Raw genomic sequence first — 15025 nt, forward strand, 5'->3', positions numbered from 1 at the left:
GGTCGCGGACGCGACCGGCCTCAGCGGATCCGGGCCACCGCCTCGGAGCGGTCCGGCACGGCGCCGGGGTGGAGGATCGCGGCGATGGCCTCGACGCCGTCCACCAGGCGCGGGCCGGGCCGCACGATCAACCCGTCGGCGTCGATCGCCCACACCGCGGCGTCCGGGAACCGGTGCGCGATCGTGTGTGCCTGCTCGATCGCGCCGTCCAGGTGTGCGCCGCACGGGCTGACGATCACGACGTCGGGCGCGGCCCCGGTCAGTTCGTCCCAGGTGGTCGCGGCCGAGCGCGCACCCGGGCGGGCGGCGAGCGGTCGGCCCCCGGCGGCGACGACCAGGTCCGGGATCCAGTGCCCGGCGGGAAACGGCGGGTCGATCCACTCGACCACCACCACCCGGGGCCGCTCCCGGCCGGCCACCGCGCGTGCCACCGCGTCGAGGCGGGCACGCAGCCGGACGAGCAGGGCCTCGGCGCGGTCGGGCACGCCGGCGTGGCTTCCCACCGCGCGAATGGTTCCGAGCACGTCGTCGAACGTGTGGGGATCCAGCGACAGCACGTCGGCGCGGCACCCGAGATGCTTCAGGGCGACCTCGACCTCTCCCGACGGCAGCGCGCAGACGCGGCACAGGTCCTGGGTGAGGATCAGATCGGGGCGCAGCTCCGCCAGCGCGTTCTCGCGCAGCGTGTAGAGGTCACCGCCGGCGGCCCGCTGCGCCCGCACGTAGGCGTCGATCTCACCCGGCGTCATTCCCCGGGTGTCGCGTCCGCCGACCACCACGGCTTTCTCCCGGCGGGCGGCGGGCGGTTCGTCGCACTCGAACGTCACGCCGTACAGCTGCTCGGACAGCCCGAGGGCGTAGACGATCTCGGTGGCCGCGGGAAGCAGGGAAACCACGCGCACGATCCCATCCTGCCCGTTACCGACCGCGGAGCAGCCCCTCCGGATCACGGCGTTCGCATCCACGCCCCCCCCGACGGTTTGCACGACGCACTCGGTCGGTGAGGCCAGAGTGCGGTGCTGGCTACAAATCGATCTGATGGTCGATCGACCGACGCGCCGAACCGCTGTACTGCGTCAGCGTGATCCGATCGTCCGATTCCATGTGCACCATGACAGGGACCGTGCTGCGGTCCTCGAACCGCAAGGTGAAGACCGGGTCAAGGTCGCAGAGGAGGACCAGTCCTTCACGCTCGTCACCGTCACCACTGATCAGTTCGGCTCGGGCGTCCCAGCCAGCGTCGGAAGCGGTGATGACCACCGTCACCTCGGCGCTGCCGAGAAGCGTGGAGGAGTTCGCCCACCAGTCCAGCCAGCAGCGACCCTCGTACCGATCCATGTCGATGATCATGGCCTACCCCGCAGCGGTGAAGACACCGACGACCTCCTCATCGGCGACGCGGCTGACCGCCCTAACGGGCCGTCGCGGCGTCGACCTCGGCGCCGATCTCGCCGCCATCGCGCCCGCTCATGACGCCCACGCCAACGGCCATGACCGGCGGCAGATCGCTCAGACCCCGCCACCAGCCGACCGAGGCCCGGCTGCAGTCCGACCCCGCCGCTCCCTGGCCCGACGACACCTGATCGACTAGATCCGACGCCTGCTTCAACGCCGAAGCTGCACCGCGGACGCTGCTGAATCTCATCGACATCTTCGGCCTTCGCCCAAAGGCAGCGCTGTCCAATCCAGTCGACAAACGCTGCTCGTTCACACCGACAGGGCCAGTCGGCGGTGGCAATGTGCAAAACGGTCCGTCCTACTGCCCGGCGACCCACTCCCGGCGCGTTTACGCAGTTCAACAGCGGCCCGCTGCCCCGTTACCTTTCTCGCGGTCCCCGGGTTGGGGACATCGTGATCGCCCGGTTTGGCATGACTGACTGCCCCTGTCGTTGGAATGATCCGGGGGGTGGTGTCACCAGGCCGGGTGGCGTCGACGGACCGCTGATAGGGACACGGCCGACCGCTTCATGGGTAGGTCTTTTCGTAACGTGGCCGCCGGCTGTCGATGCCTGACCTGCGACCCATTCCTGTTCCCGGGGGCGCGGGAAGGAAGGCGGGCGTGAGCTCAGACCGGATCGCCTGGCTCGCCACGGACGCGTGCTCGTGGTCGTCGATCAGCCGGCGTCAATCGGCGGTGTCGGTCGCGGTCGCTCGCGCCCAGGGCCACGATGTGGCCTATTTGCCCGGTCTGGCGATGCGCCGGATCGCTGATCTGCATCCCGGTCAGGCCAAGACCGATGCCCGAGACGCGCACGTCATCGCTGACGCGGCCCGGACCATGCCCCACACGTTGCGGCGCGTCGACCTCGGCGACGAAGCACTCGCCGAACTGGAGGTCCTGGTCGGATTCGACGACGACCTGGCCGGCGAGGCGACCCGCATGAGCAACCGCATCCGTGGGCTGCTCACCCAGATCCATCCGCCGGCTCCTACGGCCCAGCACCGTCACCTACTGGTTCCGCAGGCTCTGGAAAGACGTCGGCCTCCCGCCCGTTCGCCTCCACGACCTCCGGCACGGCGCAGCGAGCCTCGCGCACTGCGCAGGCGCCTATCTCAAGGCCATTCAGGATCAGCTCGGGCACGCCAGCATCGTGCTCACCGCCGACACCTACACCAGCGTCCTCCCACCCGCTCAGCACGACTCCGCGGCAGCCACCGCCGCACTCGTACTCGACGCCGCACGCCGGCTACGCGGCGATGTGACCGCGGCCAATCGCCGTCGGCGCGCACGCGCGAACGCACGCAACCGACAGGCGCTGGAGAGCGCAAATTCGCAGGTCAGCGGCTCACATCGACTCTCAGGACCGCAAGCAACCGGTCGGAAGAAGCGAGCAACCGGTGAGCACGCGGTGTCCGCATAGGAACGATTGTGACCGCAAAACTGCAGGTCAGCGGGTGGGCCGGTGGTGGCAATGTGCAAACCGGCCCGTCCTGCTGGCCGGGAACCCGCTACCGGTACGTCTGCGCAGGTCACGATGACCCAGAAACCGCGTCGCGGACGTTCGTCCGCACCGGCATCTAATTCCGATGGCAATGCGCACTCGGTCCTGGCCGCCGGAGAATCCTTGTCCATACGCACTCCGATGTACGGCCTGATCAACGCCGCTAGCGCATCTACCGCCCTCTCGTACTGTTCCTTCGTCATCGGAACGAACTCCGGAGCGCACAACCGAACTTCGAGCACACGCCCGCCGCGCCGACGCGCCATGACCGACCTCCCCACCGCGCCTCCCACCGACTGTCACCAGAGAAGCCGACCAAGCCACGGCGGCAGAGGCCCATTGCCCCGATAATCACCAGGTCGATAGCGGCGATGCGGTCAGTGCCGTGCTCAGGCCGGATGGGGGATGTCCCGTCCGAGGCCCCGACGGATCGCGATCTCGACGGCTGAGTACGCGCCGTCGGCCCGCTCCAGTTCGTACGACGCCGCCGGCATGAGTGGCGGCTGGGCCATGAAGCGCGGGCGTGCCCCGTGGTGCGGTTGCGCCGCGTGCACCAGGAACGGGTGGCACAGGAAGACGTCGCCCGGGGACCCGGTGGCGAGTGCGAGCGGCCGGTGGTCGGACGCCGCCACCAGGTCGGGTGCCAGGACTAGCCCGCTCGCCCCGTCCTCGCCGTACTTCTCCAGGACCTTCGGCACGTCCAGGTGTGAGCCGACCCGAATCCTTGTCGGGGCATCCTCCTCACCGACCTCGCTGAACAGGAACAGCATGAGCAGCGCCCGACCCCGAGAGCGCACGTTCGTGAAGTACCAATTCTCGCCCTCCGGTAGATAGCTCCCCTCGATGTGCCAGCCCGCGTCGTCCGGCTCCTTCTCGTGCGGGAAGCGCAGCGGGAAGGTGCCCAGCGAGTAGCGCGGCTCCCAGCGTCCCGCGCCAACGAGCAGGTCGTAAGCGTGGTGGAGGAACGGGGAGTTGGGCGCGGCGGCGAACGGCCCCTGCGCCATCCCGGCCACCCAGTGCACGGGCTCCGTCCACGTCGCCGGATCGTCCGGATCAAGGCCGGTCTCTCGCCAGAGCAGTCGTGCGCAGTCCGCGGCCACCCGGGGCGCGACGGCGCCCTCCAGTTTCACGAAGCCGTCGCGAAGGAAGCGGGATATCAGGGTCGTGTCGTCCATGACCCCACCATGCGGCGACGCCAGTGCCGACCACCCGACATTTTCCGTACAGGCTTGGTCGGGTGATGGCCGAGTGCCGCGACTGCGCAGTCACATGATCGGATCGGACGCAACAGGCGCCCCTGAGCCCCGGTTGACGTCGAAAGGAGCTAGATGATCTCGGCACTCAACCGGCTCGTAGACCTCATCGAGGAGAGCCTGACCGGGGATTTCGACGTCAAGGAAGCGGCCAGAACACTCGGCACGACCGAGTACCACCTCCGCCGTCTGTTCTCATCGTTGGCCGGGATGCCGCTGTCGGAATACGTGCGCCGACGCCGGATGACCGTCGCAGCCGCCGACGTCGTCCGAAATGAGCAGGGTCTGCTCAGCGTCGCCACCTGGTACGGATACGGCTCGGCCGAGGCATTCGGGCGAGCGTTCAAGGCAGTCCACCGGGTCAGCCCTGGTGAGGTACGCCGCGACGGAGGCCCCCTGCGCTCACAACCACGGCTCCGGTTCCGCCTGACCGTCGAGGGCAGCGAACGCATGGACGCCCGCATCGTCGATCACCCGGAGTTCCGTCTCGTGGGGCACGCTGCCCGTATTCCGCTCGTCCACCAAGGCGTCAACCCGCACATCCAGCAGCACATCACCGCGCTGCCGACAGACGAGCACCGACGCTTGAAGGCCCTCGGCAACACCGAGCCGCATGGTCTGCTCGCGGTCAGCGACGACCTCGACCCCGACCGCACCGAGGGCAGCGAACTGACCTACCTCCACGGGGTCGCTGTGTCCCTGGATGCGTCGGTTCCTGGCGGCCTTGACCTCATCGAGGTCCCGGCCGGCAGATGGGTCGTCATCCGGACCGTCGGACCGTATCCGCAGACCCTACAGAACACGTGGGCCAAAACGGCGACCGAATGGTTCCCCTCCAACCCGTGGCGCCTGCGGCCAGGACCGGAAATCGTCGCGATACTCCAACTGACCGACGACTTCAGCACCGCGACCTGTGAACTCTGGCTGCCCGTCGAACCGGCGTGACAACCTGGCGACGCGTCATCGGCCGCTGCCTTTAGAGCCGACGCCACCGGCCTCCTTCACTCCACGATGGAAGGCCGCTTCCCGTTACGCGTCCTCACATGGAGTCATCCTCGGAGGCGGAAGGCGCTTGGGGATCGAACCACCCAAACGTATCCTGACCTGCGCAGAGACCAGCCTGACATGCAGCCACCGACACCGACCCGCAGCCGCCTAGCGCTACTCGCCAGCGTTAAAGCAGGTCACACGGTTCGTCACTCTGCGGGGTGGGCCGGTGGTGGCAATATGCAAACCGGCCGGTTCGGCTGACCGGGGCACCGCTACCGGTGCGTTTACGCACTCAGCGGCATTTCGTTGATTGCCGCGTTCCTGCCCGACCTAGCGTGAGCAGCGCTTGAACGTGGTCGAGCTGAGTCGGTCGACGAGCGGCTCGGGAATCTCCCAGTCGCCGGGGGTGCCGGTGGCGCTGGCACCGTAGGCGACCGCGGCGGCGTGGATCGCCTCCGCGTCGGTCTCGTCGAGGCCGGCGAAGCGCACACGCGTTTTTCCGGGTGCGTCCATGGCAACGACGCCTTCCTGGGGGCACCCTCCCAGGCACTGAACGTTGCGGATGGCGATCAGTTGCTCGGCGCGCCGTTCGGCGACCTTGGCGAGTGCGTCAGCTAACTGCGGGCCGAATCGACCCGTCGCGCGAGCGTCGTATCGAGGGCAGGTTTGACAGACCAGCAGAGGCATGGAGGCTCCTGAGAGACGCGCGGCGGCCGGGTCCGTGGTCCGGCCGCCGTGCGCGAGAGCTGGGTCAGGGGCGCTGGGTGACGACCGGCTCGGCCTGCTCGCGGACCAGGTCTGCCGCGGTGGGGGCCGGCGGCGTGTGGTCGTCGAGCGCGTGCTCTTTGTGGAACCTGCCGTCCTTCATCACGTAGTGCAGCTTTGAGTGATCCTGTAGGACCGTGATGTCGGCCAGCGGGTCACCGTCGACCAGGATCAGGTCGGCCAGGTAGCCGGGCTGCACCTTGCCCAGTTCGTCGGGGCGCAGCATGATCTCGCCGCCCCACGCCGTCGCGGAGATGATCGCCTCCATCGGGGTGAACCCGAGCAGCTCGACGAAGTGTTGCAGGTCGCGGGCGTACGTGCCGTGGGGGGTCCAGGCGAATCCGTAGTCACCGCCGGGCAGGATCTTGATCCCGCGGCGGTGCATCTCGCGCAGGCCGTCGATGGCCATCTCGAGTTCTTTCTTGTACCCGACGGCTTCGGCGGCCTCCTGTGGGAATCCGAACGCCTCGGCCTCGTAGAGCGTGGCGATCAGCCAGTTGATACCGGGCGCGACGAAGACCCAGTCCTTATTGGCCTCGAGCATGTCCATGCCTTCGGCGTCGGTGAAGCTGGCGTGGTAGATGATGTCGACCTTGTTGCGCACGCACATCTTCACGCTCTCGGCAGAGCGGGCGTGGGCGCACACGCGCTTACCACGGCGGTGCGCCTCCGTAACGGCGGCAGCGGTCTCCTCGTCGGAGAAGTACGTGTCTTCGGCGCGCTGGGTGCCGGTGATCTCCTCGCCGGTCATCGACAGCTTGATCTGGTCGACGCCGAGGTCGATCAGTTCGCGGACGGCTTTGCGCATACCTTCGGGTCCGTCGGCGAATTTCGTGATGCTCTTGATCAACGCACCGCCGGTGACCGCGATCTCGGGCCCGTTGGCCAGGTAGCGGGGGCCGGGGAATCGGCCGGCGTTGATCGCGTCGCGGCAGACGACGTCGAGCCGGTCCTTAGCCGACGCCGCGCCCAGACACATCGTGTAGCCGGAGTCGATGTACGTGCGGGCGGACTCCAGCGCGAACAGCAGGTGCTCCTCGACCGGCATCGTGCCCAGCCCGTCGAGGTCCGCGCTGTTGTTCCACGTGAAGTGGGTGTGCGCGTCGCAAAGCCCGGACATCAGCGTGCGACCGCGCCCGTCGATGACGCGGGCACCGTCGGCGCGGGCCGGTTCGACGGTGCCGACGGCGGCGATGCGATTGTCTTCGACGAGCACGTCACCGGGGTAAGGGTCCGCGCCGGTGGAGTCGAGGATGCTGACGTTGCGGAACAGCACTCTGTCGGCGGGTACGGGCATGGCGCATCTCCTCTGCGTTGAGGGAGGGGTGGGAGAACTAGAGGAATTTCAGGAGCTGGTCGCTGACCGTGCGGGCCGCTTCCAGGGCGGTCCAGTGACCGATGCCGGGGATGATCTCGACGGTGGCGTTGCCGTGGGCGTCGGCCAGCCGATGGCTGACGTCGGGGGGACCCACCTTGTCGTCGGCGCCGGTGACCAGGAGGAGGGGCAACCCGGGGTCGATCGGGCCGGGGTCGGTCGCGGCGGCCAGCGCGTCGCAGTTGCGGGCATACCCTTCGGCGTCCTGCCGCATGATCAGTTCGCGGACGAACGCGGCGACCTCGGGGCGGTCGCGCCGGGTGGTCTCGGACAGCGCGTTCGCGACAACTCCCGGCGCCACCGCGAGGGTGCCCTCCGCGCGCAGCACCGCGGCCGGGGCTGCTGCACGGATCTGTGACATCTGAGATCGCTTGGCCATTGGCCGGGCTGGGAGGATGTTGCTGTGCCGAAGCCGTATCCGCGTGAGTTCCGTGAGGACGTCGTCCGGGTCGCCCGTAACCGAGGTGACGGGGTGACCCTCGCCCAGGTCGCCCGTGACTTCGGGGTGCACGAGATGACGCTGTCCAAATGGATGCGCCAGGCCGACGTCGAAGACGGGGTAAAGCCCGGCGTCACCACCGATCAGTCCGCGGAGCTGCGGGAGCTGCGGCGCCGGAATCGGTTGCTGGAGCAGGAGAATGAGGTGCTGCGGCGGGCGGCGGCGTATTTGTCGCAGGCGCAGCTGCCGGGAAAAGGCTCTACCCGCTCGTGACCGAGCTCGCCGCATCGGGTGCCCGGATCCGGGTGCCGGTCGCGGTGGCGTGCCGGGTGCTCAAGCTCCACCGCCAGCACTATTACGCCTGGCTGGCCAAGTCGGTGACCGACGCTGAGCTCGAGCAGGCGTATCTGGCCAACGCCGTCTTTGACGCCCATCGCGACGACCCGGAGTTCGGTTACCGGTTCCTGACCGACGAGGTCCGCGACGCCGGCCATCCGGCGGCCGAGCGGACGATCTGGCGGATCTGCGCCGAGAACCAGTGGTGGAGCGTGTTCGGCAAGAAGCGCCGCGGCAAGGCCACCAGACCGGGACCGCCGGCCCACGATGACCTCGTGCAACGCCGGTTCCAGGCTGATGCGCCGAACCGGCTCTGGCTCACAGACTTGACCGAACACCGCACCAGCGAAGGAAAGCTCTACCTCTGCGCGGTCAAAGACGTCTGGTCCAACCGGATCGTCGGCTACTCCATCAGCGACCGCATGGAGTCGGTGATCGCGGTCCGCGCCGTCGAGTCGGCGGTGGCCCGCCGCGGCGGGAACGTCGCCGGCTGCGTGCTGCATTCTGATCGCGGCGGGCAATTTCGTTCCCGGAAGCTGCAGCAGACGCTCTTCCGGCACCGCATCACCGGGTCGATGGGCCAGGTCGGCTCGGCCGGGGACAACGCTGCGATGGAAAGCTTCTTCAGCCTGCTGCAACGCAACGTCCTCGACCGCCGCGCCTGGGCCACCCGCGACGATCTGCGGATCGCGATCGTCACCTGGATCGAACGCACCTACCACCGCCGACGCCGACAAGCCCGACTCGGCCGATTGACCCCTATCGAATACGAAACCATCATGAGTCAGGCCGTCGAACAGGCAGCTTAAGAACTGTCACGGAATCTTGCAGCAGCCCCGAGCTCGGGACCCGAAAGCGTCGATCGGTGGCCGCCACGCCACCACGAAGCACCCCGGCCCACGACGCTGCATTACATCCGAGCAACCACCGATCAACCACCGGCTCCGACGGCGAGCACGACGTTGCTGACCTCCGCCGACGAGTCCGTTATCCGCGGCAGATCAAGACGTTTGGTCTGCGTACCAAGTAGACCCGGCATCGCGACCAGGATCTAGGCTGAGGGCATGGCGGACTGGAGCGAGGACGAGTATGTCCAATGCCTTCGGGACGAGCGGCGCCGCTATGGGTGGGTGATGCAGCATTACGGGGATCTTGATGCGTGCCAGGCCGGAATAGCGGCGGAAAAGCGGTACCCCTTCGAGGCGAGCGACGCGCCCTACCGAGGACTAGTCTTCCATGACGAGGCATGGCAGTGGGCGATGCGAGCCATTCACGGAAACGAATACTCGATCTCGCATCCGCATCTCGTTAAACCGCCAGCCGAATACGAAGCGCTTGATTGAATGCGTGCAGCTTTCGCTCACTGACCAGCCAGTCGCTAACCGGAAGGCACGCCGCACGGATGCTTCAGCGGGTGATGTCGGTGCGCACTCAACTTGGCCTGACCGTGCGCCTGGGCGCTCGGTGATTGCTCTGGGCGTAACATCCGCTCATCGGCATGACAGTGCGTTCGCGCGCATGACCATGATGCCGTCGGGTGTCCGTCGGCGCGCGTGGTTGCACGGCCGCGCGCACTGAGCTGACACCGACGCAGCTGTCGGTAGACCCCGCCGCGGAGCCGGCGAAGAGATCACTAGTGGTCACAAGCAGCCCTATCTGCGAAGCAAGGCCGCTAGCAAGCGGGTCGGTGAGACCCGCGTGTGACAACCTAAGATTATGGGCGGTTTTCGGGACCGGGTCATGCGGCAGGCGGACAGCATCGCCGAGCTGTATCTGCAAGGCGACCGGCTGGGGCAGCCAGCGACGCGTGAGCAGAAGGAGTTCATCCAGGGCGTGATCGCGGCCGACTACGACGGTCGGACGGTCGTCGAGCTCTTGCAGAACGGCCACGACGCCCATCACGCGGATCGCCGGGACGGCCGGATCGAGTTCCTGCTCGCTGCGGATGAGCACGAGTTCGGAGTGCTCTACGTTGCGAACGGCGGTCAGCCAGTGAGTGTCGCCGACTTCGATTCGATGTGCCGGATCGCGATGAGCAGCAAGCGCCCCGATCAGGGCATCGGTAACAAGGGCGTCGGTTTCAAGAGCGTCCTGCAGTTGTCTGACAGCCCTGAGGTATACAGCCGGTCCGTGGAGGATTCGTCCGCCTTCGACGGATTTTGCTTCCGATTTGCCGGCCCGGCTGATTTTGACGTCCTCGCTGCCCGGGTCGCACCCGACCGATCAGACCTGGCCGAGGATCTGCGGAACAACGTGTCCCCGCTCAAGGTCACAGTCCCGGCTGACGCGATCCCGGCGCAGGTAGCCGAGTTCGAGCGGGACGGGTTTGCCACCGTGATACGGCTCGTTCTGCGTTCCGCGGCCGCACACCGGCGGGTCCGGGAGCAGCTGTCCGAGCTTTTGTCGTCCGACGTGCCGTTCAATCTCTTCCTGGAGCGCGTCGGGCGAATCACTGTGCGGACGCGGACGACGGCCGGTGACGAGTCGACGCATTCACTCACCCGCTCGGTGCATCCGCTTGCGCCCATGATCGAGGAGGTGCACGTCGATGGCGGCACCTACCTGTTGCTGCGCCGTGCCGTTCCGGAAGCCGACATGCTTCGGGTCATCCGACAGAGCCGAGACGCGAACGGTCTGAACTCTGGCTGGGAGCGTTGGGAGGGCGACGCCACCGTGTGCGTCGCGGTTCCGCTCGATCACCCCGTAGAACAAGGGCGGCTCTACACTTTTCTGCCGATGGGCGAGGCGGCGCAGGCGCCGATGCCGGCGTTTGTCAACGCGCCGTTCTTCGCGCGCCTCGACCGCAGGAGCCTCTCCTCTGCGATTCCTCTCAATGATCTGCTCCTCACCGAGGTTGCCCGGCTGTGCGCCCGGGCCGTGAGCGACGCGCCCGGCCCGTCCGGTCTACCGGGCGAAGTCTCCTTGGACCTCATCTGCTGGACGAGCACTGAACTGCCTCGTCTGCGGCGAGCGTTCGACGAGATCGGCGTCGATCTCGGTCAGCTGCCGTTGGTGCCTGTACTTGGTCAGGGTCGCGGTCGCGTCGTCCTCGCCGCCGCAAAGCTCTGGGAGGGGCGCGGATCTGTCTTTACCGCCGAAGCGGTGGCCGGCGCCGGAGGTCTTCCGATCATCGATACGGCGCTGCATGCATCGCGGAAGAAGCGTTTGTCGGCATTGGCTCGTGACCTCGGCCTCCCGCTGCAACCGAGCCCGCTGGAGGTCGGCGCATTCGCGGAGACGGTCGCAGATGCGTTGGCCGCCCGTTCGGCGGCGCCCGAGATATGGGCCGGGTTCTACGACGATCTCGCGGCTGAGGGGCTTGACGAAAGTGTCTTGCGGGAACGGCGAATCCTTATCGAGGACGACGGGGGGCTCCTCTCACCCAGCGGCGAGCAGAGTGTGTTCGTGAGACCGGCCGACGACGAGGCTGACGCACATCTGCCGCCAGCGGCGGTGCGAACGCGATTGGCATTCATGCTCGCCGGCATCCCCTGGCGGACGCCCGAAGGTGGACGTAGACGTCCGGGCCGAGCATGGCTGGATACGCAGAACCTGGTCCGGGACTACCGGACGGACACCGTGCTGAGCCTGATCGGCTCGGTCATGCGAGCGAGCGATCCATGGAAGTCAGACACCCTGCGACAGTGCCTCGAATTCGCATTCGAGGTGTGGCGTCGGGCTGCCCGGGACGTCAGTCCCGAGGCGGTCAGTGACGCCCGTCTCCGGGTTCCAACCAAGTCAGGTTGGGCTATCGCGAACACGGCACATTTTGGTCCCGGCTGGGGCGGGGTGAACGGCGAGACCGATGCGCGCCTTGCCCAGCTTGTCGCCGCTGCCGGAGACGTCTCGGCGCAGGTCCAGCGGATCGGCGATGCCACGATCGAACCTGACCAACTAGGCGACATCGACGTTGACCGCTGGCGGTCATTCCTAGAGGCAGCCGGCGTCCGCCACGGCCTCCTGCCGAACTGGTACCGGCCAGCCGATGTCACGCTGTACGGATCGGAGATCGCCAACCCGAGGACTGCCGGACATCTTGCCATCAACGTGTCCACGGATGATCAGCGACGCTGGCGCGAGGTCGCCGTTAACTGGCCTCGGCAGGGGCCGCTTTACGACACCGTGCGGTATCGGCCGGAAACCGCCGTCGCGATCCTGCCTGGTCAGCGCGATTGGTCGACCTTCGACGAACGGGCGCGTCGCCTGTTCACTGAACTGATCCTGCGCGGACTCGACACCTGGCCGGACTCAGTTCTGGAAATCCACTTCACCCGCACCAGCGACTACACGCGCCCAGCCTGGCCAACATTCGTCGCTGGGTTTCTGGCCACCGCCGACTGGATCCCGCAAACCGCCCCCGGCGACCGCACCCGCGTGAGCTTCGTGGCGCCCGACCGCGCCTGGTGGCTGCAGGAGGCTGAGACGCCCGACTACCTGCCCGCTCCGCCATCGAGCCTACGGGGGCTAGCGACACCCCGCGTGCTGGCGCGGCTGCGGCGCGTCGGCGTCCGCTTCTGGGACGATCCCGCTACCGCCCGAAGTCGCCTGGAGTATCTCACCGACCTGGTGGCTCGGCAGAGCCCGCAAGGCGGCGGCGCTTCCCTGCCGAACCCCAGCATCCGCAAGGCCTACGAGGAGGCGTGGGAGCACCTCGGCAACGCCTCCGAGTTCCCGCACCGCGTCATCGTTGTCCGGCAGACCCGTATGGAGGTTGCCGACCTCGATCGTCCGGGCGAGCCGGTGTACGTCCGCGACGAGACCGGCGTCGCCCAGGAAGGGCTCCTTGTCCAGACGCCGGTCGCGATGCTCGCGATCAGGAAGCGCAAGCTCGCCACTCAGGTTTACAACCTTCTGCAACAGTCCGGGCCTCGACGGCTGGTTCGTACCTCCGCCGTGACCATCGACATCACTGCGGACGGTCAGCCGGCTACCGACCTCACCTACCGTCGCCTCGACGATCTGGCCGGGCGATGGCTGCGCACGCTGGTACTTGGCGCCGTGGAGTTCCAACAGAACTCGTTCGTCACCGTCAGCAACAAGCAGCTAGCTGCCGCCGATCGACGGCTTAGCCAATGTGAGATCGCCACGGCGGGATCCATCGTGGCGAGCGTTAGGGGTCACTCGGTCGGGTCCGGAGTCGGCGCACGCTCGTTTCTCCTGGAGGCCGAGGGCAGGCCCCGCATCGTCGTCGCGGCCACCGATTCCGACCGCTGGACGCTGCTGGCGGCCGCCTGCGGATCCTTGGCAGAACTAGCAGGCTTTCCCCAGATCGAACGCTCCCTCGAGTTGGCACTTATCGACCTGCACCGGATCTGCCCTGATCGATCCCCTACCCTCGCCGAGACTGCGCAGGCTCTGCGTATATCAGTCGAGGATCTGCAAGCACTGGTGCCCGATGCCATCAGTCATCTATCCGACCACTCCGCCGTGATTGCCGTGCTCGCGATCGTCGACATCACCGTTGCCGAGGAATTGCGAGACCGCGGGGAGCAATTCGACGGACGCGGCGACCTTCGCTCCTGGCTGTCAGACCGGGGTATAGACGCCGAAAGAGTCCTCGCCCTCGCCGACGAGAATGATCTCCACACTACGATCGAAAAACTGAACGCGTCCCTCGGGGCTGCCAACGCCGGTCTCCGCGCCCTGGGGTTGGCGCCCTTGCACAATCGCGACGGTCACTCCCGACAATTCGCGGCCTACCTTCAGCAGCACCGCGCCGGGATCCAGGACAAACTGCGCGATCGATACCTCGCCGTCGCCGAACGCGGCGAACCGCTGACTGACTACCTTCGGCTGCGCGACCTCCCCGACCTTGGCCCCGACCCGAAATGGCTGGATCGCCACTGGGACCTTCCCGAGCAGGTACTCCAAGAGCGAATCGAGGACTGGCTCGACCAGGTCTGTCCGGCGTCAGCGTCTACCGCCTCGGGACTGCCGCCCGTGAGCGAACTTCGGAAAGTCGGCCAACGTCTCGCTATACGGGTGACGACCAACGCCCAGGTCGCAGTGGAAGCATGGGCGCACCGCTCCGTGGCGACCAGCGCACGCAGGCCCAGTGATCCTCAGCTGGTCGCCACCCAAATGGCCGCAGAGGGCGGCATGGACTTCCGTCGACTCACGCAGGCGCATGTCATCAGCTGGCTGTACTCGCACGGCCAGTGGCCGGAATCGATGCCGCACGAGATCGCACCCAAATCCCTGGGCCTCTCCCCGCAGGAGCTAGCCAAAGCCCAGGAACGCCTCGCCATGGCCACCGAACAGCAGCACCAGGCCGCAGTCGCCACGACATTCGGCACCAGCAAATTCGGCCACGAGCCAGAAGAGACGCAGGCATTCATCGACGCCGTCTGCTCGAGCATCCCGGAGGAGGTCCTGGCAACGCCGCCACAACCGACCGCCCCACCGAGGACGCCGGCCGGAGGATCTACGCGCACGGGCGGGTCCGGCATCGCACGAGGCTGGCGGGCCACCAACGCGCCCCCGGAGGTAACCGCGAGAGTGGGCCTCGCCGGCGAGCTCCTAGTCGGCGAGTGGATCCAGCATCAATTCGGCTACCCACCAGAAACCACCTGGAAGTCCAGCAACCGCCGCACCAAGTTCGCAGATGACGGAGACGACAGTCTCGGCTACGACTTCCTTGTCAACATATCCAACAAGCGCATCCTCATCGAGGTCAAGGCAACGACCGACACCACGCCTCAATTCTCCCTCGGAGAGTCCGAGGTCCGCCGGGCACAGGCCCTCGCCGACGACGAGGAATACTTCATTGCCTTCGTCACCAACGCCCTCGATCCAGCGCGCCGACGCCTCCACATACTGACCAATCCGCTCGCTGCCGGCGGCTTCGAGTTCTACCGCGTGGCCGGCCGCAGCTTGCGGCTGCAGTTCCCACAGCCCAAGCGCTAAACCGCGACGGGCTCAGAAA

General features: G+C 67.2%; 11 protein-coding genes and 1 pseudogene. 6 read left to right on the plus strand and 6 right to left on the minus strand.

Going from position 1 to position 15025, the window contains the following annotated elements; genetic code table 11:
• Positions 1 to 20: 20 nt before the first annotated feature.
• Positions 21 to 902: an ABC transporter substrate-binding protein gene (locus tag ABD437_RS11195; RefSeq protein WP_344648725.1), complete on the minus strand. Its 882-nt coding sequence runs from the start codon at positions 900 to 902 to the stop codon at positions 21 to 23.
• A gap of 121 nt (positions 903 to 1023) precedes the next feature.
• Positions 1024 to 1350, minus strand: a complete 327-nt coding sequence (locus tag ABD437_RS11200) for a hypothetical protein (RefSeq protein WP_344648726.1) — start codon at positions 1348 to 1350, stop codon at positions 1024 to 1026.
• A gap of 729 nt (positions 1351 to 2079) precedes the next feature.
• Between ABD437_RS11200 and ABD437_RS11205 the strand changes: the two are divergent.
• Both ABD437_RS11205 and ABD437_RS11210 read left to right on the plus strand, forming a co-directional pair.
• Positions 2080 to 2473 (plus strand): annotated as a pseudogene (locus tag ABD437_RS11205) (IS110 family transposase); the annotation flags it as partial.
• A complete protein-coding gene (locus ABD437_RS11210; protein ID WP_425558135.1) occupies positions 2397 to 2861 on the plus strand; it encodes a tyrosine-type recombinase/integrase in 465 nt (154 codons plus the stop codon). The pseudogene ABD437_RS11205 and the gene ABD437_RS11210, both read left to right, overlap by 77 nt.
• Positions 2862 to 3331: 470 nt before the next feature.
• On the opposite strand, the gene ABD437_RS11215 is transcribed toward ABD437_RS11210, so the two are convergent.
• A complete protein-coding gene (locus ABD437_RS11215; RefSeq protein ID WP_344648727.1) occupies positions 3332 to 4117 on the minus strand; it encodes a phytanoyl-CoA dioxygenase family protein in 786 nt (261 codons plus the stop codon).
• 153 nt (positions 4118 to 4270) lie between these two features.
• Between ABD437_RS11215 and ABD437_RS11220 the strand changes: the two genes are divergently transcribed.
• Entirely contained in the window at positions 4271 to 5140 is an 870-nt protein-coding gene (locus ABD437_RS11220; protein WP_344648728.1) for an AraC family transcriptional regulator, read from the plus strand.
• A gap of 375 nt (positions 5141 to 5515) precedes the next feature.
• On the opposite strand, the gene ABD437_RS11225 is transcribed toward ABD437_RS11220, so the two are convergent.
• The 3 genes from ABD437_RS11225 to ABD437_RS11235 form a co-directional block, all read right to left on the minus strand.
• Positions 5516 to 5872: a DUF1636 family protein gene (locus ABD437_RS11225; protein WP_344648729.1), complete on the minus strand. Its 357-nt coding sequence runs from the start codon at positions 5870 to 5872 to the stop codon at positions 5516 to 5518.
• Positions 5873 to 5936: 64 nt separating this feature from the next.
• Positions 5937 to 7247, minus strand: a complete 1311-nt coding sequence (locus ABD437_RS11230) for a metal-dependent hydrolase family protein (RefSeq protein ID WP_344648730.1) — start codon at positions 7245 to 7247, stop codon at positions 5937 to 5939.
• Between the two features lie 37 nt (positions 7248 to 7284).
• Complete coding sequence (locus tag ABD437_RS11235) at positions 7285 to 7686, minus strand: alpha/beta hydrolase (RefSeq protein WP_344648731.1); 402 nt, start codon at positions 7684 to 7686, stop codon at positions 7285 to 7287.
• Between the two features lie 42 nt (positions 7687 to 7728).
• On the opposite strand from ABD437_RS11235, the gene ABD437_RS11240 reads away from it, so the two are divergent.
• From ABD437_RS11240 to ABD437_RS11250, 3 genes are all read left to right on the plus strand, one after another.
• Positions 7729 to 8909, plus strand: a protein-coding gene (locus ABD437_RS11240) for an IS3 family transposase (protein WP_344648732.1) whose coding sequence is annotated in 2 segments (ribosomal slippage) — positions 7729 to 8013 and positions 8016 to 8909 — 1179 coding nt in all. Because the reading frame shifts where the segments join, the coding sequence is not laid out codon by codon here.
• A 255-nt stretch (positions 8910 to 9164) separates the two neighbouring features.
• Complete coding sequence (locus ABD437_RS11245) at positions 9165 to 9443, plus strand: hypothetical protein (RefSeq protein ID WP_344648733.1); 279 nt, start codon at positions 9165 to 9167, stop codon at positions 9441 to 9443.
• Positions 9444 to 9840: 397 nt separating this feature from the next.
• Positions 9841 to 15006 carry a sacsin N-terminal ATP-binding-like domain-containing protein gene (locus tag ABD437_RS11250; RefSeq protein ID WP_344648734.1) on the plus strand — a complete coding sequence of 1722 codons (5166 nt, stop codon included), beginning with the start codon at positions 9841 to 9843 and terminating at the stop codon, positions 15004 to 15006.
• Positions 15007 to 15025: the final 19 nt, after the last annotated feature.

It is taken from the genome of Cryptosporangium japonicum, assembly GCF_039524755.1.
Lineage (GTDB): Bacteria > Actinomycetota > Actinomycetes > Mycobacteriales > Cryptosporangiaceae > Cryptosporangium > Cryptosporangium japonicum.

Coding starts and splice junctions, on each gene's coding strand:
- ABD437_RS11245 (WP_344648733.1), top strand. CDS start 9,165: ATGGCGGACTGGAGCGAGGACGAGTATGTCCAATGCCTTCGGGACGAG.
- ABD437_RS11230 (WP_344648730.1), bottom strand. CDS start 7,247: ATGCCCGTACCCGCCGACAGAGTGCTGTTCCGCAACGTCAGCATCCTC.
- ABD437_RS11250 (WP_344648734.1), top strand. CDS start 9,841: ATGCGGCAGGCGGACAGCATCGCCGAGCTGTATCTGCAAGGCGACCGG.
- ABD437_RS11220 (WP_344648728.1), top strand. CDS start 4,271: ATGATCTCGGCACTCAACCGGCTCGTAGACCTCATCGAGGAGAGCCTG.
- ABD437_RS11200 (WP_344648726.1), bottom strand. CDS start 1,350: ATGATCATCGACATGGATCGGTACGAGGGTCGCTGCTGGCTGGACTGG.
- ABD437_RS11235 (WP_344648731.1), bottom strand. CDS start 7,686: ATGTCACAGATCCGTGCAGCAGCCCCGGCCGCGGTGCTGCGCGCGGAG.
- ABD437_RS11225 (WP_344648729.1), bottom strand. CDS start 5,872: ATGCCTCTGCTGGTCTGTCAAACCTGCCCTCGATACGACGCTCGCGCG.
- ABD437_RS11215 (WP_344648727.1), bottom strand. CDS start 4,117: ATGGACGACACGACCCTGATATCCCGCTTCCTTCGCGACGGCTTCGTG.